Source organism: Streptomyces sp. NPDC094143 (assembly GCF_040303825.1).
Classification (GTDB): domain Bacteria; phylum Actinomycetota; class Actinomycetes; order Streptomycetales; family Streptomycetaceae; genus Streptomyces.
Genome location: NZ_JBEOTZ010000030.1, coordinates 69,239 through 90,010, shown reverse-complemented (window position 1 = coordinate 90,010; position 20,772 = coordinate 69,239). Strand labels below are relative to the sequence as shown.

Annotated in this window: 25 protein-coding genes and 1 riboswitch; of the genes, 24 read left to right on the top strand and 1 reads right to left on the bottom strand. The window is 71.1% G+C overall.

Annotated features, from left to right (window positions below):
• Window positions 1-22 precede the first annotated feature (22 nt).
• The 17 genes from ABTZ58_RS30625 (at window position 23) to ABTZ58_RS30545 (ending at window position 12,984) form a co-directional block, all read left to right on the top strand.
• A complete protein-coding gene (locus ABTZ58_RS30625) occupies window positions 23-625 on the top strand; it encodes a hypothetical protein (RefSeq protein WP_309097767.1) in 603 nt (200 codons plus the stop codon).
• A gap of 286 nt (window positions 626-911) precedes the next feature.
• On the top strand, window positions 912-1,331 hold the full coding sequence (rpsP, locus tag ABTZ58_RS30620; RefSeq protein ID WP_309097766.1) for a 30S ribosomal protein S16: 420 nt from the start codon (window positions 912-914) through the stop codon (window positions 1,329-1,331).
• A gap of 2 nt (window positions 1,332-1,333) precedes the next feature.
• The gene (locus ABTZ58_RS30615; RefSeq protein ID WP_003973401.1) at window positions 1,334-1,573 is read left to right on the top strand and encodes an RNA-binding protein; all 240 of its coding nucleotides are present in this window, start codon (window positions 1,334-1,336) and stop codon (window positions 1,571-1,573) included.
• Window positions 1,574-1,658: 85 nt separating this feature from the next.
• Window positions 1,659-2,201: a ribosome maturation factor RimM gene (rimM, locus tag ABTZ58_RS30610; RefSeq protein ID WP_351363625.1), complete on the top strand. Its 543-nt coding sequence runs from the start codon at window positions 1,659-1,661 to the stop codon at window positions 2,199-2,201.
• The gene (gene trmD, locus ABTZ58_RS30605) at window positions 2,201-3,034 is read left to right on the top strand and encodes a tRNA (guanosine(37)-N1)-methyltransferase TrmD (protein ID WP_351363598.1); all 834 of its coding nucleotides are present in this window, start codon (window positions 2,201-2,203) and stop codon (window positions 3,032-3,034) included. The genes rimM and trmD overlap by 1 nt, the downstream gene beginning before the upstream one ends.
• A gap of 136 nt (window positions 3,035-3,170) precedes the next feature.
• A complete protein-coding gene (gene rplS, locus ABTZ58_RS30600; RefSeq protein ID WP_030852073.1) occupies window positions 3,171-3,521 on the top strand; it encodes a 50S ribosomal protein L19 in 351 nt (116 codons plus the stop codon).
• A gap of 45 nt (window positions 3,522-3,566) precedes the next feature.
• Entirely contained in the window at window positions 3,567-4,295 is a 729-nt protein-coding gene (gene lepB / locus ABTZ58_RS30595; protein WP_502996154.1) for a signal peptidase I, read from the top strand.
• Window positions 4,288-5,379, top strand: a complete 1,092-nt coding sequence (gene lepB, locus ABTZ58_RS30590) for a signal peptidase I (RefSeq protein ID WP_502996153.1) — start codon at window positions 4,288-4,290, stop codon at window positions 5,377-5,379. Before lepB (ABTZ58_RS30595) ends, lepB (ABTZ58_RS30590) begins: the two co-directional genes overlap by 8 nt.
• Window positions 5,267-6,229 (top strand): signal peptidase I, encoded by a 963-nt coding sequence (gene lepB, locus ABTZ58_RS30585; protein ID WP_351363595.1) that lies wholly within the window; start codon window positions 5,267-5,269, stop codon window positions 6,227-6,229. Before lepB (ABTZ58_RS30590) ends, lepB (ABTZ58_RS30585) begins: the two co-directional genes overlap by 113 nt.
• A 75-nt stretch (window positions 6,230-6,304) precedes the next feature.
• A complete protein-coding gene (gene lepB, locus ABTZ58_RS30580) occupies window positions 6,305-7,084 on the top strand; it encodes a signal peptidase I (protein WP_351363593.1) in 780 nt (259 codons plus the stop codon).
• On the top strand, window positions 7,074-7,598 hold the full coding sequence (locus ABTZ58_RS30575; protein WP_351363590.1) for an NUDIX hydrolase: 525 nt from the start codon (window positions 7,074-7,076) through the stop codon (window positions 7,596-7,598). Before lepB (ABTZ58_RS30580) ends, ABTZ58_RS30575 begins: the two co-directional genes overlap by 11 nt.
• 56 nt (window positions 7,599-7,654) lie before the next feature.
• Complete coding sequence (locus ABTZ58_RS30570) at window positions 7,655-7,963, top strand: DUF2469 domain-containing protein (RefSeq protein WP_003993268.1); 309 nt, start codon at window positions 7,655-7,657, stop codon at window positions 7,961-7,963.
• A 77-nt stretch (window positions 7,964-8,040) separates the two neighbouring features.
• Window positions 8,041-8,433, top strand: coding sequence for a YraN family protein (locus ABTZ58_RS30565; RefSeq protein ID WP_351363587.1), 393 nt, complete (start codon window positions 8,041-8,043; stop codon window positions 8,431-8,433).
• A complete protein-coding gene (locus ABTZ58_RS30560; protein WP_351363584.1) occupies window positions 8,433-10,058 on the top strand; it encodes a YifB family Mg chelatase-like AAA ATPase in 1,626 nt (541 codons plus the stop codon). The genes ABTZ58_RS30565 and ABTZ58_RS30560 overlap by 1 nt, the downstream gene beginning before the upstream one ends.
• Window positions 10,055-11,215, top strand: coding sequence for a DNA-processing protein DprA (gene dprA / locus ABTZ58_RS30555; RefSeq protein WP_351363581.1), 1,161 nt, complete (start codon window positions 10,055-10,057; stop codon window positions 11,213-11,215). The genes ABTZ58_RS30560 and dprA overlap by 4 nt, the downstream gene beginning before the upstream one ends.
• A 271-nt stretch (window positions 11,216-11,486) precedes the next feature.
• The gene (gene whiG, locus ABTZ58_RS30550) at window positions 11,487-12,329 is read left to right on the top strand and encodes an RNA polymerase sigma factor WhiG (RefSeq protein WP_351363578.1); all 843 of its coding nucleotides are present in this window, start codon (window positions 11,487-11,489) and stop codon (window positions 12,327-12,329) included.
• 97 nt (window positions 12,330-12,426) lie between these two features.
• Entirely contained in the window at window positions 12,427-12,984 is a 558-nt protein-coding gene (locus tag ABTZ58_RS30545) for a TetR/AcrR family transcriptional regulator (RefSeq protein ID WP_351363620.1), read from the top strand.
• A 339-nt stretch (window positions 12,985-13,323) separates the two neighbouring features.
• Here the strand turns inward: ABTZ58_RS30545 and ABTZ58_RS30540 are convergent, their stop codons facing one another.
• On the bottom strand, window positions 13,324-13,917 hold the full coding sequence (locus ABTZ58_RS30540) for a peptidoglycan DD-metalloendopeptidase family protein (protein WP_351363575.1): 594 nt from the start codon (window positions 13,915-13,917) through the stop codon (window positions 13,324-13,326).
• Window positions 13,918-14,190: 273 nt separating this feature from the next.
• On the opposite strand from ABTZ58_RS30540, the gene rpsB reads away from it, so the two are divergent.
• The 7 genes from rpsB (at window position 14,191) to rlmN (ending at window position 20,629) form a co-directional block, all read left to right on the top strand.
• Entirely contained in the window at window positions 14,191-15,090 is a 900-nt protein-coding gene (gene rpsB / locus ABTZ58_RS30535) for a 30S ribosomal protein S2 (RefSeq protein WP_351363572.1), read from the top strand.
• A gap of 178 nt (window positions 15,091-15,268) precedes the next feature.
• Entirely contained in the window at window positions 15,269-16,105 is an 837-nt protein-coding gene (tsf, locus tag ABTZ58_RS30530) for a translation elongation factor Ts (protein ID WP_309098134.1), read from the top strand.
• 184 nt (window positions 16,106-16,289) lie between these two features.
• Complete coding sequence (gene pyrH, locus ABTZ58_RS30525) at window positions 16,290-17,048, top strand: UMP kinase (protein WP_003993277.1); 759 nt, start codon at window positions 16,290-16,292, stop codon at window positions 17,046-17,048.
• Between the two features lie 164 nt (window positions 17,049-17,212).
• Window positions 17,213-17,770, top strand: a complete 558-nt coding sequence (frr, locus tag ABTZ58_RS30520; RefSeq protein ID WP_006136598.1) for a ribosome recycling factor — start codon at window positions 17,213-17,215, stop codon at window positions 17,768-17,770.
• Window positions 17,770-18,969: a phosphatidate cytidylyltransferase gene (locus ABTZ58_RS30515; RefSeq protein ID WP_351363567.1), complete on the top strand. Its 1,200-nt coding sequence runs from the start codon at window positions 17,770-17,772 to the stop codon at window positions 18,967-18,969. The genes frr and ABTZ58_RS30515 overlap by 1 nt, the downstream gene beginning before the upstream one ends.
• Before the next feature lie 124 nt (window positions 18,970-19,093).
• Complete coding sequence (locus tag ABTZ58_RS30510; RefSeq protein WP_351363564.1) at window positions 19,094-19,465, top strand: SRPBCC family protein; 372 nt, start codon at window positions 19,094-19,096, stop codon at window positions 19,463-19,465.
• A 57-nt stretch (window positions 19,466-19,522) separates the two neighbouring features.
• A complete protein-coding gene (gene rlmN / locus ABTZ58_RS30505; RefSeq protein ID WP_351363561.1) occupies window positions 19,523-20,629 on the top strand; it encodes a dual-specificity RNA methyltransferase RlmN in 1,107 nt (368 codons plus the stop codon).
• 24 nt (window positions 20,630-20,653) lie between these two features.
• Window positions 20,654-20,759: riboswitch (TPP riboswitch) on the top strand.
• The last annotated feature ends 13 nt before the right edge of the window (window positions 20,760-20,772 follow it).

Sequence of the window (20,772 nt, the reverse complement as noted above, 5' to 3'; positions counted from 1 at the left end):
CACCCCGGCTCGTTGTCATTACGTGAGCACGACACAGACACCACCTGTTCTCGCCGCAGAGCTGGCACAGGCGTGGGCCGACATTCAGCGGTACCACCCCGAGTTGCCCGACCTTGCCGCGCCAGAGTCCCTGATCGGGGAGTCGTCGTCCGCGTGCGGTCACGAGCTCTCCTTCGAGCGACTGCTCCATGAGGCAGTCCATGGCATCGCCGCCGCCCGCGGCGTCCGCGACACCTCCCGTGCCGGCCGCTACCACAACCGCAGATTCCTCGCCATCGCCGAGGAGCTGGGCCTGGACCACCCCGAGGAACCGCACCCCAGCAGCGGTTTCTCCCTGGTCACGCTCACGCCCGAGGCGAAGCGCCGCTACCGTCCGACGATGGAGCGCCTCCAGCGCGCCCTCAAGGCCCACACCGTCGCGACCTCCTCCGACACCTCCCGCACCTTCCGGGGCCCGGCCGCCCGCCACGGCTCCTCGGGTGGCGGCGTACGCGTCAAGGCGGTCTGCGACTGCGGGCGCAACGTCCGCGTCGTCCCCTCGGTCCTCGCCCAGGCCCCCATCGTCTGCGGCGGCTGCGGCAAGCCGTTCCGCATCCCCGAGGTCGTGGGAGCGGTCGCGAGCTGACGTCGGCACCGGCATCTCGTGGCTGCCGGTCGAGACGGACCGCCGGAACGGGCCGGCACCCGGCCTGCCTCGCCTCCACGCCGGGTGCCGCTTCGGCATGCCCGGGCGCAGCACACCCCCGGCCGGAGCGACCCGCGGGGTGTGGCACAATGGCTAGCTGTACTCGACAGCCGCACAGGAACCCTCTCGCCTCCGGCTGACGCGTCCATCGGGCACTCGGGTACCGCAACCCCACGCGGCTTCCTCGCCGTGCCCAACCACGTCAAATCCAGGAGAACCCACTCCCGTGGCAGTCAAGATCAAGCTGAAGCGTCTGGGCAAGATCCGTTCGCCTCACTACCGCATCGTCGTCGCCGACTCCCGCACCCGTCGTGACGGCCGTGCGATCGAGGAGATCGGCAAGTACCACCCGACGTACAACCCGTCGGTCATCGAGGTGGACGCCGAGCGCGTGGCGTACTGGCTGGGTGTCGGCGCGCAGCCGACCGAGCCCGTTCTCGCCATCCTGAAGAAGACCGGCGACTGGCAGAAGTTCAAGGGCGAGCCGGCTCCGGCCCCGCTCCTGACGCAGCCCGAGAAGGCCGCGCGCCCGTCGTTCGAGGCGCTCGGCGGAGACGACGAGGGCAAGGGTGAGGCGATCACCCAGAAGAAGAAGGCTGAGAAGAAGGACGACGCTGCCGCTGAGTCCGCTTCGACCGAGGCCTGAGCATGCTCGAGGAGGCTCTCGAGCACCTCGTGAAGGGCATCGTCGACAACCCTGACGATGTGCAGGTCGCCTCGCGCAACCTGCGCCGCGGACGGGTGCTCGAGGTCCGGGTACACCCGGACGACCTCGGCAAGGTGATCGGCCGCAACGGCCGCACCGCACGCGCCTTGCGTACCGTCGTGGGCGCCATCGGCGGTCGCGGTGTCCGCGTCGACCTCGTCGACGTGGACCACGTCCGCTGACGCTTTCGCAGCAGCACCGGCTCGGGCCGGGGAGGGCCACTGGGCCGTCCCCGGCCCGTAGTCGTATGACAGGAGAATGGACAACGTGCAGCTGGTAGTCGCACGGATCGGCCGTGCCCATGGCATCAAGGGTGAGGTCACCGTCGAGGTAAGGACCGACGAGCCGGAGCTGAGGCTGGCCCCCGGGGCCGTACTCGCCACCGACCCCGCCTCGGCGGGACCTCTCACCATCGAGACGGGCCGCGTCCACAGCGGCCGTCTCCTGCTGCGCTTCGAGGGCGTCCGCGACCGCACCGCCGCCGAGGCCCTGCGCAACACCCTCCTGATCGCGGAGGTCGACCCTGAGGAACTGCCCGAGGGCGAGGACGAGTACTACGACCACCAGCTCGTCGACCTCGACGTTGTCACCGCGGACGGCGCCGAGGTCGGGCGGATCACGGAGATCTCGCACCTGCCCACCCAGGACCTGTTCATCGTGGAGCGCCCCGACGGCAGCGAGGTGATGATCCCCTTCGTCGAGGAGATCGTCGCCGAGATCGACCTGGAGGAGCAGAAGGCCGTCATCACCCCGCCCCCGGGCCTGATCGACGACCGCGCCGAGATCGCCTCCACCCGGGACGAGTCCTGATGCGCCTCGACGTCGTCACGATCTTCCCCGAGTACCTGGAACCGCTGAACGTCTCCCTCGTCGGCAAGGCACGCGCGCGTGGACAGCTGAACGTCCACGTCCACGACCTGCGCGAGTGGACCTACGACCGGCACAACACCGTCGACGACACCCCCTACGGCGGCGGCCCCGGCATGGTCATGAAGACCGGGCCCTGGGGCGACGCCCTGGACTCCGTCCTCGCCGACGGCTACGAGGCCGGCTCCCGCGAGCCCGCCCTCATCGTGCCCACGCCCAGCGGCCGCCCCTTCACCCAGGAACTCGCCGTCCACCTCTCCGAGCGCCCCTGGCTGATCTTCACGCCGGCCCGCTACGAGGGCATCGACCGCCGCGTCGTCGACGAGTACGCGACGCGCATGCCGGTCTACGAGGTGTCCATCGGCGACTACGTGCTGGCCGGGGGAGAGGCGGCCGTGCTCGTCGTCACGGAGGCCGTGGCGCGGCTGCTGCCCGGAGTCCTGGGCAACGCCGAGTCCCACCGGGACGACTCCTTCGCGCCCGGCGCCATGGCCAACCTGCTGGAAGGGCCCGTCTACACCAAGCCGCCCGAGTGGCGCGGCCGGGACATCCCCGACGTGCTGCTCAGCGGCCACCACGGGAAGATCGCCCGCTGGCGCCGGGACGAGGCCCTCAAGCGCACCACCGCGCACCGGCCCGACCTCATCGAGCGCTGCGACCCCAAGGCCTTCGACAAGAAGGACCGCGAGATGCTCTCCATCCTGGGCTGGGCGCCGGACCCCGCGGGGGAGCCGTACGGCCGATTTTGGCGCAGGACCGACGGCGTGGAAGAATAGCCAGCTGTTGTGCGTCCGTCCGGCGTGCGCCCCTGCCACAGGGGGAGACGACGTCCGCCCCGACCCGCACACACCTGATCCCGGAACACCTAGTTTCCGTTGATGACCTGTGGCATCAGCGAGGAAAGCAGACGAAATGTCTCACCTGCTCGACACCGTCGACTCCGCGTCGCTGCGCAGTGACGTCCCCGCCTTCCGCCCGGGCGACACGGTCAACGTGCACGTCCGCGTCATCGAGGGCAACCGCTCCCGTGTGCAGCAGTTCAAGGGCGTCGTGATCCGCCGCCAGGGCTCCGGCGTGCGCGAGACCTTCACGGTCCGCAAGGTCTCCTTCTCCGTCGGCGTCGAGCGCACCTTCCCGGTGCACACCCCGATCGTGGAGAAGATCGAGCTCGTCACCAAGGGTGACGTCCGCCGCGCCAAGCTCTACTACCTGCGCGAGCTGCGCGGCAAGGCCGCGAAGATCAAGGAGAAGCGCGAGAACTGAGCGCTCTCCGGGGTTCACATCGGGGCCGGATAGCATCTGGCTCCGATGGACACCGAAGCACAGCACACGGAGCGCGACCGCTCCTCCCGCCCTTCCGACTCCGAGGACACCACCTCGGACTCCGGAGGGCCGGAGGGACGGTCGCGTTTCGCGTTGGTGTCGCGTGCCGGCTCCTGGCTGCCGGGCGGCCGGGGCACCCTCACCGCGCTGACCTGCCTGCTGTTCCTGCTGTTCCTCAGCACGTTCGTCGTGCGGCCGTTCCAGATCCCCAGCGGATCGATGGAGCGGGGATTGAGGATCGGGGACCGGGTTCTCGTAAATAAGTTGGCGTACCGTTTCGGTGCCGCGCCGCAGCGGGGAGACATCGTCGTGTTCGACGGCACCGGGTACTTCGGGCACGCGGACTACGTCAAACGCGTGGTGGGCGTGGGGGGAGACCGCGTCGTCTGCTGCGACAAGGAGGGGAGGATCCAGGTGAACGGCCGGCCGGTCGACGAGTCGGGCTTCCTGTATCCCGGGGACAGCCCGTCCGCGGTGCCCTTCGACGTCGTCGTGCCCGACGGCAGGCTCTTCCTCCTCGGCGACCACCGCAGCGACTCCAGCGACTCCCGCGACCACCTCGGCTCGCCCGGCGGCGGCATGATCCCCGTCGGCGTCGTGATCGGCCGCGCCGACGCGATCGTCTGGCCCTTCGCGCACGCCACCCGGCTGCACCGCCCCGACGCCTACGCGCGCGTGGCCGCCCCCGCCGAAGAGGCGGGCGCCCATGGGTAACCGCGGCAAACCGCGCGGGGTCCCGGCCGGCCCCGCGGACAACCTGCTGCCCACCGGCGCCCGGCGCGCCGCCGGCTCCTCCAGCGGCCGTACGCGCGCCGAGCGGCGCAAGCTCCAGAAGAAGGTCAAGCGGCGCCGCAGGCGCGGTGCCGTCAAGGAGATACCCCTCCTCGTCGGCGTCGCCGTGCTGATAGCCCTCGTGCTGAAGACCTTTCTCGTCCAGGCCTTCGTCATCCCGTCGGGCTCCATGGAGCAGACGATCCAGATCGGCGACCGCGTCCTGGTCGACAAGCTCACCCCGTGGTTCGGCTCCGAGCCGCAGCGCGGGGACGTCGTCGTGTTCAAGGACCCCGGCGGCTGGCTCCAGGACGAGCAGCCCACGGCCAAGAAGGACGACCCGGTCGTCATCAAGCAGATCAAGGAAGGGCTCACCTTCATCGGCCTGCTGCCGTCGGAGAACGAGAAGGACCTCATCAAGCGGGTCGTCGGCGTCGGCGGCGACCGCGTCAAGTGCTGTGACGCGCAAGGGCGCGTGACCGTCAACGGCGTCCCGCTGAACGAGGACTACCTGTACCCGGGCGCGGCCCCGTCGGACACGCCGTTCGACATCACCGTCCCGCAGGGGCGCCTGTGGGTGATGGGCGACCACCGCAACAACTCCGCGGACTCCCGCGCCCATCAGGACACCGACTACGGCGGCACCGTCTCCGAGGACGAGGTCGTCGGCCGTGCCATGGTCATCGCCTGGCCCCTGGGCCACTGGACCACCCTGGAGGAGCCGAACACCTACGCCTCGGTGTCCGACTCGGGCACCGGGTCGACCGCTGCTCCCCGACTGTCGCATAGGGTTGCCTCCGACGATTCGAACGAAGCGATCCAGCTCCCGACCCCTGCGGAACTCCCGCTCGTTATGGGAGTGGTGGGCCTGCGCCGTGTGTGGGGCAGGCGGCGGCACAGAGTGAGGAGTTGGCGTGGGGGATGTGGCGGTTGGCGCACGGTCCGGACACGACGGCGAGGAGCACCGCGGACGTCCCGCGGAATCCACCGTCCCGGCCGCGGACAGCGCCGTGACCTCCGGGAGTGACTCCGGGGCAGCCGAAGGCGACAGGGTGACAGACGAGCAGAGCACGGCCGAGGGCCAGGGACCGGGCGGTACGGCCCGGACACCGAAGAAACCGCGCTCCTTCTGGAAGGAGCTGCCCCTCCTGATCGGTATCGCGCTGGTGCTGGCGCTGCTGATCAAGACGTTCCTGGTGCAGGCGTTCTCCATCCCCTCCGACTCGATGCAGAACACCCTCCAGCAGGGCGACCGCGTCCTGGTCGACAAGCTCACCCCCTGGTTCGGCGCCGAGCCCGAGCGCGGCGAGGTCGTCGTCTTCCACGACCCCGACAACTGGCTGGCGGGCGAGCCCACCACGGACCCGAACGCCCTGCAGACGTTCCTCAGCTGGATCGGCCTCATGCCGTCGGTGGAGGAGAAGGACCTCATCAAGCGGGTCATCGGCGTCGGCGGCGACACCGTCGAGTGCAGGAACACCGGCCCGCTGACGGTCAACGGCAAGGCGCTGAACGAGACGTCGTACGTCTACCCCGGCAACACGCCGTGCAGCGTCGACGACCAGGGCGGCCAGTTCAAGGTGAAGGTCCCCGAGGGCCACATCTGGGTCATGGGCGACCACCGGCAGAACTCCCGGGACTCCCGCTACAACCAGTCGGACAAGAACCACGGCATGGTCCCCGTGAAGGACGTCGTCGGGCGGGCCATCGTCGTCGCCTGGCCGGTCAACCGCTGGGACAACCTGCCGGTGCCCGACACCTTCGACCAGCCCGGCCTGAACGCCCAGCCGGCCGCCGCCGGCCTCCCGGTGGCGCCGCAGGGCCTGGCGCTGGCCGCTGTGGTGCCGGTGGTGTGGTGGCGGCGCCGCAAGCCGTAGCCGGCCCGGGCCGGGAAGCGCTGATACCACCCGTCTGCTGACCCCGGTTCGTACCCCCGGGTAGGGTGCGGACCCATGGGTGGCGACAGCATGACGCACACGGCCCCGCGCGGCGGCGGCCCGGGCACGGGCCCGGTGGGCAGCCGGACCGGACAGCGGTTGTCCGGGCTGGCCGTCGCACTGGGCCTGGTGCTCTTCCTCGGGGGATTCGCCTGGGGCGCGGTGGTCTACCGGCCGTACACCGTGCCGACCAGCTCGATGACGCCGACGATCGACGCGGGCGACCGCATCCTGGCGCAGCGGATCGACGGCGGTGCGGTGCGCCGCGGTGACGTCGTCGTCTTCAAGGACGCCACCTGGGCCAACGCGCCCATGGTCAAGCGTGTGGTCGCCGTCGGCGGCGACACGGTCTCCTGCTGCCAGGACGGCAAGCTGCGGGTCAACGGCAAGGAGATCGAGGAGACGTACCTGCCCGCGGACACACCGGCGGGGACAAGCAACTTCCCGACCGTGACCGTCCCCAAAGGCCGCCTCTTCCTGCTCGGCGACGAGCGCGGCAACTCCGTGGACTCCACCGCCCACCTCACCGACGCCGCCGGCGGCACGGTCGCCCGCTCCGCCGTGGACGCGCGCGTGGACGCCGTCGTCTGGCCCATGAAGGGCATGCTGGAGCGCCCCACCGGCTTCGAGCCGCTCGGCACCCTCTCCTCGCCCGGCCCGCTGGGGACGATCACCCTTCTCGTGATCGCCGGCGCCGTGCTCGTCCTGGGCGGAGGCGCCTACGGGCCCATCGCCAAACGGACGGACGCGGCCCGGGCTCGCCGGGCGAGCGCGGAGCCCGCAGGTGTCCGCTGAGGCCGTGCCGGCGGGCCGGGACACCTACGAGGGCGGACTGCGCAAGGTCGCCCGGGTGGTGCTGCTCGACCCGCGGGACCGCATCCTGCTGCTGCACGGGCACGAGCCGGACGATCCGGCCGACGACTGGTGGTTCACCCCCGGCGGCGGTGTGGAGGGCGACGAGACCCGTGAACAGGCCGCCCTGCGGGAACTCGCCGAGGAGACGGGCATCACCGAGGTCGAGCTCGGCCCGGTGCTGTGGCGGCGCAGGTGCTCCTTCCCGTTCGCGGGCCGCCGCTGGGACCAGGACGAGTGGTACTACCTGGCCCGTACGGAGCGGACGGAGATCGCCGCCGCAGGGCTGACCGAACTGGAACGGCGCAGTGTCGCCGGAGCGCGCTGGTGGACGTGTCCGGAACTGAGCCGGGCACATGAGACGGTGTATCCGACCAGACTCGCCGGGCTGCTGCGCACGCTGCTCGACGAGGGTCCCCCGGCCCGGCCTGTGACCCTTGACCCGGAAATCGTCTAGGTGCTCACGGGACTGGCGCACAATGGGGGGATCGCACGGCTGAAGGGGAACATGCCATGAGCGCCGAGGACCTCGAGAAGTACGAGACCGAGATGGAGCTGAAGCTCTACCGGGAGTACCGCGATGTCGTCGGTCTGTTCAAATACGTGATCGAGACCGAGCGGCGCTTCTACCTCACCAACGACTACGAGATGCAGGTGCACTCCGTCCAGGGTGAGGTGTTCTTCGAGGTGTCCATGGCGGATGCCTGGGTGTGGGACATGTATCGGCCGGCCCGCTTCGTGAAGCAGGTCCGGGTGCTCACGTTCAAGGACGTGAACATCGAGGAGCTGAACAAGAGCGATCTGGAGCTGCCGAGCGGATGAGGTTCACCCCGGCGGGTGACCGGGTTGTCCACAACCGCTGAGCCGTCCACCATGATCCGCTTTTGGGCGGTGGCTGCGTGATCGTTGGCACCGGAGGTGGTGCCGAGATGAACGCACGCAGTGCGGTGGGCAGGTACGGAGAGACCCTGGCGGCCCGGCGGCTGGCGGAGACCGGGCTGACGGTCGTGGAGCGCAACTGGCGCTCCGGCCGCGCCGGAGAGATCGACATCGTGGCCCGGGACGGGGACGTCCTGGTCGTCTGCGAGGTGAAGACCCGCAGGGCAGGTCCCTTCGAGCATCCGATGGCGGCCGTGACGCCGCAGAAGGCGGAGCGGCTGCGGGACCTCGCCGAGCGCTGGATCCAGACCCACGGGGGCGCGCCGCCCGGTGGGGTCCGCATCGACGTGGTCGGGGTGCTGCTGCCGGTCCGCGGCGCGGCCGTGGTCGAGCATGTGCGGGGGGTGGCCTGATGGCATTCGCCCGTACGTGTTCGGTGACGCTGGTGGGCGTCGAGGGCGTGGTCGTCGAGGTCCAGGCCGACCTCGAACCGGGTGTGGCGGCGTTCACCCTGGTGGGGCTGCCCGACAAGAGCCTGACCGAGAGCCGGGACCGGGTGCGGGCCGCGGTCGTCAACTCGGGCGCGGCCTGGCCGCAGAAGAAACTCACGGTGGGGTTGAGCCCCGCCTCGGTCCCCAAGTCGGGCAGCGGCTTCGACCTGGCCGTCGCGGCGGCGGTCCTCGGCGCGGCGGAGCGCATCGACCCCCGGGTCCTGGCCGACATCGTGATGATCGGCGAGCTGGGTCTGGACGGGCGGGTGCGGCCGGTCCGGGGGGTGCTGCCGGCGGTGCTGGCGGCGGCGGACGCGGGGTATGAGCAGGTGGTGGTGCCGGAGTGCGCCGCCGCCGAGGCGTCGCTGGTACCCGGCGTCTCGGTGCTGGGCGTCCGCAGTCTGCGGCAGCTGATCGCCGTCCTGGCCGACGAACCCGTACCCGACGAGGAGCCCGACGAGCTGGGACGGCCCGACCCACTCCTCGCCGGTCTGCGGATGCCGGGAACCGGCGCGGCCACCGGCATGCACAGCGTGGGGGCCGCCCAGCACGACCACCATCACGACCTCGCGGACGTCGTCGGCCAGACCTCGGCGCGCACGGCGGTGGAGGTGGCCGCGGCCGGTGGGCACCACCTCTTCCTGGAGGGGCCTCCCGGAGCGGGCAAGACGATGCTCGCCGAGCGGCTGCCGGCCATCCTGCCCCGGCTCGGCCGGCAGGAGTCGCTGGAGGTCACGGCGGTCCACTCGGTGGCGGGTCTGCTGCCCCCGGGCAAGCCGCTCATCGACGTCGCCCCCTACTGCGCCCCGCACCACTCGGCCACGATGCAGGCGCTCGTCGGTGGCGGCCCGGGCATCGCACGGCCCGGCGCGGTGTCGCTGTCGCACCGCGGCGTGCTGTTCCTGGACGAGACGCCCGAGTTCAGCGGCCAGGCGCTGGACGCGCTGCGCCAGCCGCTGGAGGCCGGGCACGTCGTGATCGCGCGCAGCGCGGGCGTGGTGCGCTTCCCGGCGAAGTTCCTCATGGTGCTGGCGGCCAACCCCTGCCCGTGCGGCCGGTTCTCGCTGCGGGACGACCTGTGCGAGTGCCCGCCCTCGGCGATCCGCCGCTACCAGGCCAGGCTCTCGGGCCCGCTGCTCGACCGGGTCGACCTGCGCGTCGAGGTGGACCGCGTCACGCGCACGGAGCTGACCGCCTGCGGCGCCCGCGGTGAGTCCACGGCGACCGTCGCCGACCGGGTCCGTGCCGCCCGGGACCGGGCCGCGGAGCGCCTGGCCGGCACCCCCTGGCGCACGAACAGCGAAGTGCCCGGGCGGGAGCTGCGCAGCCGCTGGTACGCCGTGTCCGGCGCGATGGACGAGGCGGAGCGGAACCTGGAACGGGGCGTCCTGACCGCCCGGGGTCTCGACCGCGTCCTGCGCGTGGCCTGGACCGTCGCCGACCTCGTGGGCCACGACCGGCCCGACGCCACGGACGTCGCCCTGGCGCTGCAACTGCGCACCGGAGTGCCCCGGGGCGTACCCATGGCCATCGGGGCGCTGACGTGAGCGCCGTCGACGAACCGGACGACGAACTGCTCGCCCGGATCTTCCTCACCCGGGTCATCGAGCCCGGCGACGAGGCCGGTGGACGGTGGGTGCGGGAGTTCGGGGCCGGGGAAGTCGTACGGCGGCTCCAGGAGGGCGGGGCGGCCCTGCCGGGCGTCAGCGGGAAGCGGTGGGCCGGACTCCTGGCCCGGGCCGCCGTGGCCCGGCCGCGCCAGGATCTGGCCGTGGCCCGCGACGCCGGGGTGCGGTTCGTGTGCCCCGGCGGCCCGGAATGGCCGGCGCAACTCGACGACCTCGGGGACGCCCGGCCCCTCGGACTCTGGGTCCGGGGGCGGGCCGCCCTGCGGATGTGGGCGCTGAAGTCCGTCGCCGTCGTCGGCGCCCGGGCCTGCACCGAGTACGGGGCCCACATGGCGGCCACCCTCGCCGCCGGCCTCGCCGAGCAGGGCTGGGTCGTGGTCTCCGGCGGCGCCTACGGTGTCGACGGCGCCGCCCACCGCGGAGCGCTCGGCGCGGGCGGCGCCACCGTCGCCGTCCTCGCCTGCGGCGTCGACCGGCCCTACCCGCGCGGACACACCCAGCTGATCAGCAGGATCGCCGAACAGGGACTGGTGGTCGGCGAGTTGCCGCCCGGCGAGCATCCGACCCCCAGCCGGTTCGTCCTGCGCAACCGCGTGATCGCGGCCCTCACCCGGGGCACCGTGGTCGTCGAGGCCGCCCACCGCAGTGGCTCCCTCGTCACGGCCCGGGCGGCCCAGCGGCTCGGGCGGCACACCATGGGCGTCCCGGGCCCCGCCACCAGTGCCCTGTCGGCCGGCGTGCACGAGTTGCTGCGCGGCGAGGCCACCCTGGTCACCGACGCCGCCGACGTCGTGGAGCTGGTCGGCGACATCGGACAGCTGGCGCCGGACCGGCGCGGCCCCGTCCTGCCCCGGGACCTGCTGGAACCGGCCACCCGGCAGGTGCTCGCCGCGCTGCCGGGGCGCGGGGCCGCCCGGCCGGACGAGATCGCGCGCCGTGCGCAGACCGCACAGGACGACGCGATCGCGAGACTGTACGAACTCCGAGCACTCGGCTACGTCGAACGACACGGCGACGGCTGGAAGTTGACACGCCAGGCGGTGATGTCGGTCCGCGGTGCTCCCGGCCCGTGCTGACCGCCCTGGTTCGGCCGTCCGGGGGAACCCCTACAGCCCTTGGAAATCGCCCAGTTGGGCTTCTGTGGTGATCACACCGAGCGACCGCGGCGACCCGGCGGAACGCCTCGCGGAACGTATCTGCGCCCGCTTCGACCTCCCTCCTTCGCGCACCGCGACGCCGCAGTCACGCTACGCTCACGAGGAGCCCGACACGGACAGGCAACTCGACATCAGACAGACAGCTCACCTCGGCAGCACCACTCCGCAGCAGAACGGCACAAGGCGACGAATGCCCCAGCACACCTCCGGGTCCGACCGGGCGGCGCTCCCCCCAGCCGCCCGTGACGGTGGCGACGTGCGGCCGCCCGCTCCCTCGACGCTCGACGAGCTGTGGCGGTCGTACAAGGCGACGGGGGACGAGCGGCTGCGGGAACAGCTGATCCTGCACTACTCGCCACTCGTGAAGTACGTCGCGGGACGCGTCAGCGTGGGCCTGCCGTCCAACGTGGAGCAGGCGGACTTCGTCTCCTCGGGGGTGTTCGGACTGATCGACGCGATCGAGAAGTTCGACCTCGACCGGGAGATCAAGTTCGAGACGTACGCGATCACGCGCATCCGCGGGGCGATGATCGACGAGCTGCGGGCGCTGGACTGGATCCCCCGCTCGGTGCGGCAGAAGGCGCGCAACGTGGAGCGGGCGTACGCCACGCTGGAGGCGCGGCTGCGGCGGACGCCGACGGAGGGCGAGGTGGCCGCCGAGATGGGCATCGCGGTGGAGGAACTGCACGCGGTGTTCAGCCAGTTGTCGCTGGCCAACGTGGTGGCCCTGGAGGAGCTGCTGCACGGCGGGGCCGAGGGCGGCGGCGGGCTCAGCGTCATGGACACGCTGGAGGACACCGCCGCCGACAACCCCGTGGAGGTCGCCGAGGACCGGGAGCTGCGGAGGTTCCTGGCGCGGGCGATCAACACGCTGCCCGACCGGGAGAAGACGGTGGTCACGCTCTACTACTACGAGGGCCTCACCCTGGCCGAGATCGGCAACGTGCTCGGTGTGACCGAGAGCCGGGTCAGTCAGATCCACACCAAGTCCGTCCTCCAGCTGAGAGCCAAACTGGCCGGTTTTGGGCGCTGACCCGGCAGACCGGTGCGGGGGGGCAAGTAAGAGCCACTCCCGTCGGGCCGGGCGCGTCCGTAGAGTGGATGACGTGCCAAGGATTCGAGCGGCCTCCGTGGCCGAGCACCGGTCGATGCAGCGAGCCGCCCTGCTGGACGCGGCTCGTTCCTTGTTGTCCGAGGGCGGTACGGAGGCGCTGACCTTCCCGGCCCTCGCCGAGCGGACGGGCCTCGCGCGGTCGAGCGTCTACGAGTACTTCAGGTCCCGGGCGGCCGTGGTCGAGGAACTGTGCGAGGTCGACTTCCCGGTCTGGGCGGCGGAGGTGTCGACCGCCATGGAGCGGGCGGAGACGCCCGAGGCCAAGGTCGAGGCGTACGTGCGGCAGCAACTGGAGCTGGTCGGGGACCGGCGGCACCGGGCCGTGGTCGCGATCTCTGCGAGTGAGCTCGACGCGGGCGCGCGGGAGAAGATCCGGGCCGCGCACGGCGGGCTGGTCGCGATGATCGTCGAGGCGCTCGCGGAACTGGGGCACGAGCAGCCCCGGCTCGCGGCGATGCTGGTGCAGGGCGTGGTGGACGCGGCGGTGCGCAGGATCGAGCTGGGGGCGGCGGAAGAGCCCGGGGCGATCACGGAGGCTGCCGTGTCGATGGCCCTGCGGGGGGTGCAGGGCTGAGCTTCGCTCCGGGGCGGGCGCCCATGGACGTTCGCGCTCATCCGACCACTGGCAGCGGCCGCGATGGGCCCTGGTGCGGCGCGTGTCTCGGCTTCGTCCGGGGGTGGGGTCGGGGTCGTTCGGGTGGTTCGCCGTCACGTGACCACCCGGCAGTAGCCGTGACGGTCCCTGGTGCGGTTGCGGGGGTGCGCGGGGCTCGGTTTCGTCCGGGGGTGCGGGGTCGTCCGGGGCGCTCGCCGTCAGGTCTCCCCGGCAGCAGTCGCGGCGGCCCCGGTGCGGCAGCTGGAGTGCGCGGGGCTCGGCCTGGTCCGGCTCGGAGGCCGTCCAGGGCGCTCGCCGTCACGCGAACACCGGCAGCAGCCGTGACGGTCCCCGGTGCAGGAGCCAGGGTGGCAGCAGTCCCAGTGGGTTCATGTAGGTCCCGCCTCTGCGCAGTCCCCAGTGCACGCACGGGGACGTGCAGTGGAAGCCGCTCGCGGCCACCGTGCCGATCACCTCGCCCGGCTCCACCTCCTCGCCCTCCTCGACGGACGCCGTGACCGGCTCGTACGTCGTGCGCAGCGGGGGATCGCCGGTGCCGGTGAGCTCCACCGAGACCACCCCCCTGCCCGCCACCCGGCCCGCGAAGGCCACCCGCCCCGCCGCCACCGCCCGAACCGGCGCCCCGGGCGCCGCCGCCAGGTCCACGCCCCGGTGGCCCGGGCCGTAGACCGTCGCCGGAGGTTCCCAGCCGCGCAGCACCGGGGGGCGCAGGCCGACCGGCCAGCCGCGCCCCACCGCGGGGACGGTGACGTCCGCGGCCGGCTCGGTGACATTCGAGGCCGGTGGGACGGCCGCGAACAGGGGCGGCGGTGGTGCCAGCAGGACGGCCGTCGTCAGGGTCAGCAGCAGGACCAGGCGCGTGATCACGCGCACACATCGCTTCGCTCGCATGGGCAAAGCGTCCCGAAACCTCGCCGTGACCACCCGCGCCTGTGGACCGGCGCCCGGTTGTGGACAACGGCGTCACCCGGGACCTCGCGGGTCCCGTACACTTCTGGTGGCGACCCGGGCCACCGGGTCGACTTCGCACGCCCCGATACGAGCTCCGGCAACGGGCCGTATCAGCGCCCCTCGGTCCCCAGTGGCACGGCGCGCAGTGGGCGTCAGGCGCGGAAGCCGTCCGGCATCCGCGGCACAACCGAGAACATTCAAGGAGATACGGCCATGGCCGTCGTCACGATGCGGGAGCTGCTGGAGAGCGGCGTCCACTTCGGTCACCAGACCCGCCGTTGGAACCCGAAGATGAAGCGCTTCATCTTCACCGAGCGCAACGGCATCTACATCATCGACCTGCTCCAGTCGCTGTCGTACATCGACCGCGCCTACGAGTTCGTCAAGGAGACCGTCGCCCACGGCGGCACGGTCATGTTCGTCGGCACCAAGAAGCAGGCGCAGGAGGCCATCGCCGAGCAGGCCACCCGCGTCGGCATGCCCTACGTCAACCAGCGCTGGCTGGGCGGCATGCTCACCAACTTCTCGACCGTCTACAAGCGCCTGCAGCGCCTGAAGGAGCTCGAGCAGATCGACTTCGAGGACGTCGCCGCGTCCGGTCTGACCAAGAAGGAGCTTCTCGTGCTCTCGCGCGAGAAGGCCAAGCTGGAGAAGACCCTCGGCGGTATCCGCGAGATGCAGAAGGTGCCCAGCGCCGTCTGGATCGTGGACACCAAGAAAGAGCACATCGCCGTTGGTGAGGCCCGGAAGCTGAACATCCCGGTCGTCGCGATCCTCGACACCAACTGCGACCCCGACGAGGTCGACTACAAGATCCCGGGCAACGACGACGCGATCCGCTCCGTCACCCTGCTCACCCGCGTCATCGCCGATGCCGTCGCCGAGGGCCTCATCGCCCGCAGCGGTGTCGCCACCGAGGGCAAGGGCGAGAAGGCCGCCGGCGAGCCGCTGGCCGAGTGGGAGCGCGACCTGCTCGAGGGCGAGAAGAAGGCCGACGAGGCCGCCCCGGCCGCCGAGGCTGCCGAAGCTGCTCCGGCCGCCGACGCTGCTCCGGCCGCGGAGGCCGAGAAGCCGGCCGAGGACGAGAAGCCGGCCGAGGCCGAGCAGGCCTGACCCGTCAGTCCGCGTTGACGGCGGGAGCGGCACTCCATCACACGGCGCCTCCGGGCGCGATGAAGTCCGCTCCCGCCGTTCACCCGTAGGTCAGCGGAAGGACAGCACCCCCGGGCTCCATGGGGGTGCATCCCGCAGATCTTCGATCTTCCAGACTTCGAGAAAGATTCACAGACTCATGGCGAACTACACCGCCGCCGACGTCAAGAAGCTCCGCGAGCTCACGGGCGCCGGCATGATGGACTGCAAGAAGGCGCTGGACGAGGCCGAGGGCAACGTCGAGAAGGCTGTCGAGGCGCTCCGCATCAAGGGCCAGAAGGGCGTCGCCAAGCGCGAGGGCCGCTCCGCCGAGAACGGCGCCGTGGTCTCGGTCATCGCCGACGACAACTCCTCCGGCGTCCTCGTCGAGCTGAAGTGCGAGACGGACTTCGTCGCCAAGGGCGAGAAGTTCCAGACCGTCGCCAACCAGATCGCCCAGCACGTCGCCAAGACCTCCCCGGCCGACCTGGAGGCCCTGCTCGCCTCCGAGATCGAGGCCGGCAAGACCGTCCAGGCGTTCGTCGACGAGGCCAACGCCAACCTGGGCGAGAAGATCGTCCTGGACCGCTTCGCGCAGTTCGCCGACGGCTACGTCACGGCGTACATGCACCGCACGATGCCCGACCTGCCCCCGCAGATCGGTGTCCTCGTCGAGCTGGACAAGCCGAACGCGGAGATCGCCAAGGGCGTCGCCCAGCACATCGCCGCCTTCGCGCCGAAGTACCTCTCCAAGGAGGACGTGCCGGCCGAGGTCGTCGAGTCCGAGCGCCGCGTCGCCGAGGAGACCACCCGCGCCGAGGGCAAGCCCGAGGCCGCCCTGCCGAAGATCGTCGAGGGTCGCCTCAACGGCTTCTTCAAGGACGCCACGCTGCTCGGCCAGCCGTACGCGCTCGACAACAAGAAGTCCGTCCAGAAGGTCCTGGACGAGGCCGGTGTCACCCTGAAGCGCTTCACGCGCATCAAGGTCGGCATCTGAGTCCGTACCGCGAGCGACGCCCGACCCCGATAGGGTCGACAGCAGTCGTCCGCGTACGCCGTCACAGGGGTGACGGACGACAGCAGATCTGACGAGGAGGCCATTGCCGTATGGGATGCGAAACACGCCCCACCGGCAATGGCCTTCTTCGTATGTGCACCACGTGAAAGAGGCGGGATCCCCCATGACCACCAAGGCCCAGAAGAGCGACGACGGCAAAGTACGCGGCCGGTTTCTGCTGAAGCTGTCCGGAGAGGCCTTCTCCGGCGGTGGCGGCCTGGGCGTCGACCCCGACGTGGTGCACAAGATCGCCCGCGAGATCGCGGCCGTCGTGCGCGACGGCGCGCAGATCGCGGTCGTCATCGGCGGCGGCAACTTCTTCCGCGGTGCAGAACTCCAGCAGCGCGGCATGGACCGGGCCCGCTCCGACTACATGGGCATGCTCGGCACGGTCATGAACTGCCTCGCCCTGCAGGACTTCCTGGAGAAGGTCGGTGTGGACTGCCGGGTGCAGACGGCGATCACCATGGGCCAGGTCGCCGAGCCGTACATCCCGCTGCGCGCCGTACGGCACCTGGAGAAGGGCCGTGTGGTGATCTTCGGCGCCGGTATGGGCATGCCCTACTTCTCCACCGACACCACCGCCGCCCAGCGCGCCCTGGAGATCGACGCCGAGGCGCTGCTGATGGGCAAGAACGGCGTGGACGGGGTCTACGACTCCGACCCGAAGACCAATCCGGACGCCGTGAAGTTCGACCACCTCGGCTACGGCGAGGTCATCACCCGCGACCTGAAGGTCGCCGACGCCACGGCCGTGACGCTGTGCCGCGACAACAAGCTCCCGATCGTGGTCTTCGAGCTGCTCGCGGAGGGCAACATCGCCCGCGCCGTCAAGGGTGAGAAGATCGGCACGCTGGTGGGGGACCCCGGCAGCCGGGACTGAGACACCGGAACAACCCCGTCCGGGGGACGGACGGGACGGAGCCGGGCCGGGGGATGGACAATGTCCTACCGGTCGGGAACCGTGCCAGAAGAAGACGCGACGCAGCCGGCCGCCGCCCACATGGAACCGCAGCCGGGCCTACTCAAGACACGCAGGAGCAAGTGGTGATCGAAGAGACCCTCCTCGAAGCCGAGGAGAAGATGGAGAAGGCCGTCGTGGTCGCCAAGGAGGACTTCGCCGCGATCCGCACCGGCCGTGCGCACCCGGCGATGTTCAACAAGATCGTGGCCGACTACTACGGCGCGCCGACGCCGATCAACCAGCTGGCCTCGTTCTCCGTGCCCGAGCCGCGCATGGCCGTGGTGACGCCGTTCGACAAGAGCGCGCTGCGCAACATCGAGCAGGCCATCCGCGACTCCGACCTGGGCGTCAACCCGAGCAACGACGGCAACATCATCCGGGTGGTGTTCCCCGAGCTGACCGAGGAGCGCCGCCGCGAGTACATCAAGGTCGCCAAGGGCAAGGGCGAGGACGCGAAGATCTCGATCCGCTCCGTGCGCCGCAAGGCCAAGGAAGCCATCGACAAGCTGATCAAGGACGGCGAGGTCGGCGAGGACGAAGGCCGCCGTGCGGAGAAGGAGCTCGACGACACCACCGCGAAGTACGTCGCGCAGGTGGACGAGCTCCTGAAGCACAAGGAAGCAGAGCTCCTCGAAGTCTGATGAACGACTCTTCCTGGGGGGCGCCGCCACAGGCCGGGTACTGGGGGCCCACCGACCAAGGCCACGGCCACGGACCCGCGCCGGGTCATGGCCACGGGTCCGTGCCCGGTCTTGGCCACGGGTCCGTGCCGGGTCACGGCCACGGGCCCGTGCAGAGTCACGGCCACGGGCACGTCCGAGGGGCCGTCCCGGCGGGTTCCGCATACGATGCGCGGGAAGCGCCTCACACTCGCCCCATGCCCATCGTGCCCGACGTAGCCGCACACGGCGGAAACCAGGACGACGACCGGGGGGCCGCCACGCCGGGCGGCCCCCCGGTCCGCAACGAGACGAACCCGGAGCCCATGCCCGACGCCTCACAGCCGGCGCCCAAGCCGCAGAAGAAGAGCGCGGGTCGCGACCTCAGTGCCGCGATAGGGGTCGGCGTCGGGCTCGGCGCGGTGATCGTCGCCTCGCTGTTCATCGTCAAGGCCGTCTTCGTCGGCGTCGTCGCGGTCGCCGTGGTGGTGGGCCTGTGGGAGCTGACCAAGCGGCTGGACGAACGCAAGGGCATCCGGGCGCCGCTCGTGCCGCTCGCGCTGGGCGGTGCCGCGATGGTCGTCGCCGGATACGTCCGGGGTGCCGAGGGCGCGTGGGTGGCGATGGCGCTCACGGCCCTGGCCGTGCTCGTCTGGCGCATGACGGAACCGCCCGAGAACTACCTCCGGGACGTCACGGCGGGCGTCTTCGCGGCGTTCTACGTGCCGTTCCTGGCGACGTTCGTCGCGATGATGCTGACCGCGGACGACGGGCCGGAGCGGGTGCTCACCTTCCTGCTGCTCACCGTCGTCAGCGACACCGGGGCCTACGCCGTCGGCTGGCGCTTCGGCCGGACCAAGCTCGCGCCGCGCATCAGCCCCGGCAAGACCCGCGAGGGCCTGGCCGGCGCGATGTCCTTCGCCATGGTCGGGGGCGCGCTGTGCATGCAGTTCCTCATCGACGACGGCGCCTGGTGGCAGGGCCTGGTGCTCGGCCTCGCGGTCGCGGTCAGCGCCACGCTCGGCGACCTCGGCGAGTCCATGATCAAGCGGGACCTCGGCATCAAGGACATGGGCACGCTGCTGCCGGGCCACGGCGGCATCATGGACCGGCTCGACTCGCTGCTGCCGACGGCTCCGGTCGTCTGGCTGCTGCTGGTCCTCTTCGTCGGGTCCGGCTGAACGGAACCGATCTCCTGGAACGAGCCTCCGTCCGGTGCCGGGCGGGGGCTCGCCGCCGTTGCGGGGGTGCCGCCGGAGCCGCCGGTGGGACGATGCAGGGGTGTCTCTCCGAGGGTGGGCCATCATGTCCGCCGTGAAAGAGACCGTCGACGTCGACTGCCGTCCCGAGGACGTCTACGACTACTGCACGGACACCGGGAGACTGCCGGAGTGGCAGCTGAGCGCCGTGTCCGCGGAGCGCCTCGACCAGGGGCTCGTCGGTGTCCCGCCGCACAGCTGGGGCATGCGCGGCGTCGACGGCCCGGTCCGGACCCGGGCGCACGGCGAGGTCGAGCCGCTCGACGAGGGCCGCTCCCACGTCACGATCGCCGTCGACTTCGAGGGCCACGGCGTCGGCAAGCTCCTGGTCCCGCTCGTCGTCCGCCCCCAGGTCCGCGAGGAACTCCCACGCGACGAGCAGCTCCCCAAGGACCGGCTGGAGCACACGGGCGGATAGGCCGGCGCTTTCCGGTGCGGCGGGTCACCTGAATTGATCTGCGACACTGGTACAGCCATGCCTAAGCCCGGAGAACTCACTTTCGTAGCCCCGCGCGGAGCCAAGAAGCCGCCGCGGCATCTCGCCGATCTCACTCCTGCCGAGCGCAAGGAGGCCGTTGCCGCTGTCGGGGAGAAGCCGTTTCGTGCCAAGCAGCTCTCGCAGCACTACTTCGCGCGGTACGCGCATGATCCGGCGCAGTGGACCGACATCCCCGCCGGGTCCCGGGAGCGGCTGCGGGAAGCGCTGCTGCCCGAGCTGATGACCGTCGTGCGGCATCTGTCGACCGACGAGGGCACCACACGCAAGACGCTGTGGCGGCTGTTCGACGGGACGCTCGTCGAGTCCGTGCTGATGCGCTACCCCGACCGGGTGACCATGTGCATCAGCTCGCAGGCCGGGTGCGGGATGAACTGCCCGTTCTGCGCGACGGGGCAGGCGGGTCTGGACCGGAACCTGTCCACCGCCGAGATCGTGCACCAGATCGTGGACGGGATGCGCGCCCTGCGGGACGGGGAGGTCCCCGGCGGTCCGGCGCGGCTGAGCAACATCGTGTTCATGGGCATGGGCGAGCCCCTCGCGAACTACAACCGGGTCGTCGGCGCCATCCGGCGGCTCACCGACCCCGAGCCCGACGGGCTGGGCCTCTCGCAGCGCGGGATCACCGTCTCGACGGTCGGGCTCGTGCCGGCCATCCACCGGTTCTCCGACGAGGGCTTCAAGTGCCGCCTCGCCATCTCGCTGCACGCCCCGGACGACGAGCTGCGCGACACCCTCGTGCCCGTGAACACGCGGTGGAAGGTGCGCGAGGTGCTGGACGCCGGCTTCGAGTACAGCGCCAGGTCCGGGCGCCGGCTGTCCATCGAGTACGCGCTGATCCGGGACATCAACGACCAGGCCTGGCGGGGTGACCGGCTCGGCCGGATGCTCAAGGGCAGGCCCGTGCACGTCAACCTCATCCCGCTGAACCCGACGCCCGGGTCGAAGTGGACGGCCTCCCGGCCCGAGGACGAGAAGGCGTTCGTGGAGGCCATCGCCGCGCATGGTGTGCCGGTGACGATTCGGGACACCCGTGGTCAGGAGATCGACGGGGCGTGTGGTCAGCTCGCCGCCACCGAACGGTAGTCTGACCGTCGTAAGAACATCTGCATATTCCGACAGGGGAGCGCCACAGCGCTGAGAGTGCGGCACCGGCCGCAGACCCTCCGAACCTGGCCCAGGTCATTCTGGGTAGGGAGATCGGTCATCACTCGAGCTGTTGCGCCCTG

Excerpts from the sequence above, each read along its gene's own strand:
- ABTZ58_RS30615 (WP_003973401.1), top strand. The coding sequence starts at position 1,334 with ATGCTCGAGGAGGCTCTCGAGCACCTCGTGAAGGGCATCGTCGACAAC.
- trmD (WP_351363598.1), top strand. The coding sequence starts at position 2,201 with ATGCGCCTCGACGTCGTCACGATCTTCCCCGAGTACCTGGAACCGCTG.
- rplS (WP_030852073.1), top strand. The coding sequence starts at position 3,171 with ATGTCTCACCTGCTCGACACCGTCGACTCCGCGTCGCTGCGCAGTGAC.
- lepB (WP_502996154.1), top strand. The coding sequence starts at position 3,567 with ATGGACACCGAAGCACAGCACACGGAGCGCGACCGCTCCTCCCGCCCT.
- lepB (WP_502996153.1), top strand. The coding sequence starts at position 4,288 with ATGGGTAACCGCGGCAAACCGCGCGGGGTCCCGGCCGGCCCCGCGGAC.
- lepB (WP_351363593.1), top strand. The coding sequence starts at position 6,305 with ATGGGTGGCGACAGCATGACGCACACGGCCCCGCGCGGCGGCGGCCCG.
- ABTZ58_RS30570 (WP_003993268.1), top strand. The coding sequence starts at position 7,655 with ATGAGCGCCGAGGACCTCGAGAAGTACGAGACCGAGATGGAGCTGAAG.
- ABTZ58_RS30560 (WP_351363584.1), top strand. The coding sequence starts at position 8,433 with ATGGCATTCGCCCGTACGTGTTCGGTGACGCTGGTGGGCGTCGAGGGC.
- whiG (WP_351363578.1), top strand. The coding sequence starts at position 11,487 with ATGCCCCAGCACACCTCCGGGTCCGACCGGGCGGCGCTCCCCCCAGCC.
- ABTZ58_RS30540 (WP_351363575.1), bottom strand. The coding sequence starts at position 13,917 with ATGCGAGCGAAGCGATGTGTGCGCGTGATCACGCGCCTGGTCCTGCTG.
- rpsB (WP_351363572.1), top strand. The coding sequence starts at position 14,191 with ATGGCCGTCGTCACGATGCGGGAGCTGCTGGAGAGCGGCGTCCACTTC.
- tsf (WP_309098134.1), top strand. The coding sequence starts at position 15,269 with ATGGCGAACTACACCGCCGCCGACGTCAAGAAGCTCCGCGAGCTCACG.
- pyrH (WP_003993277.1), top strand. The coding sequence starts at position 16,290 with ATGACCACCAAGGCCCAGAAGAGCGACGACGGCAAAGTACGCGGCCGG.
- ABTZ58_RS30515 (WP_351363567.1), top strand. The coding sequence starts at position 17,770 with ATGAACGACTCTTCCTGGGGGGCGCCGCCACAGGCCGGGTACTGGGGG.
- ABTZ58_RS30510 (WP_351363564.1), top strand. The coding sequence starts at position 19,094 with ATGTCCGCCGTGAAAGAGACCGTCGACGTCGACTGCCGTCCCGAGGAC.
- rlmN (WP_351363561.1), top strand. The coding sequence starts at position 19,523 with ATGCCTAAGCCCGGAGAACTCACTTTCGTAGCCCCGCGCGGAGCCAAG.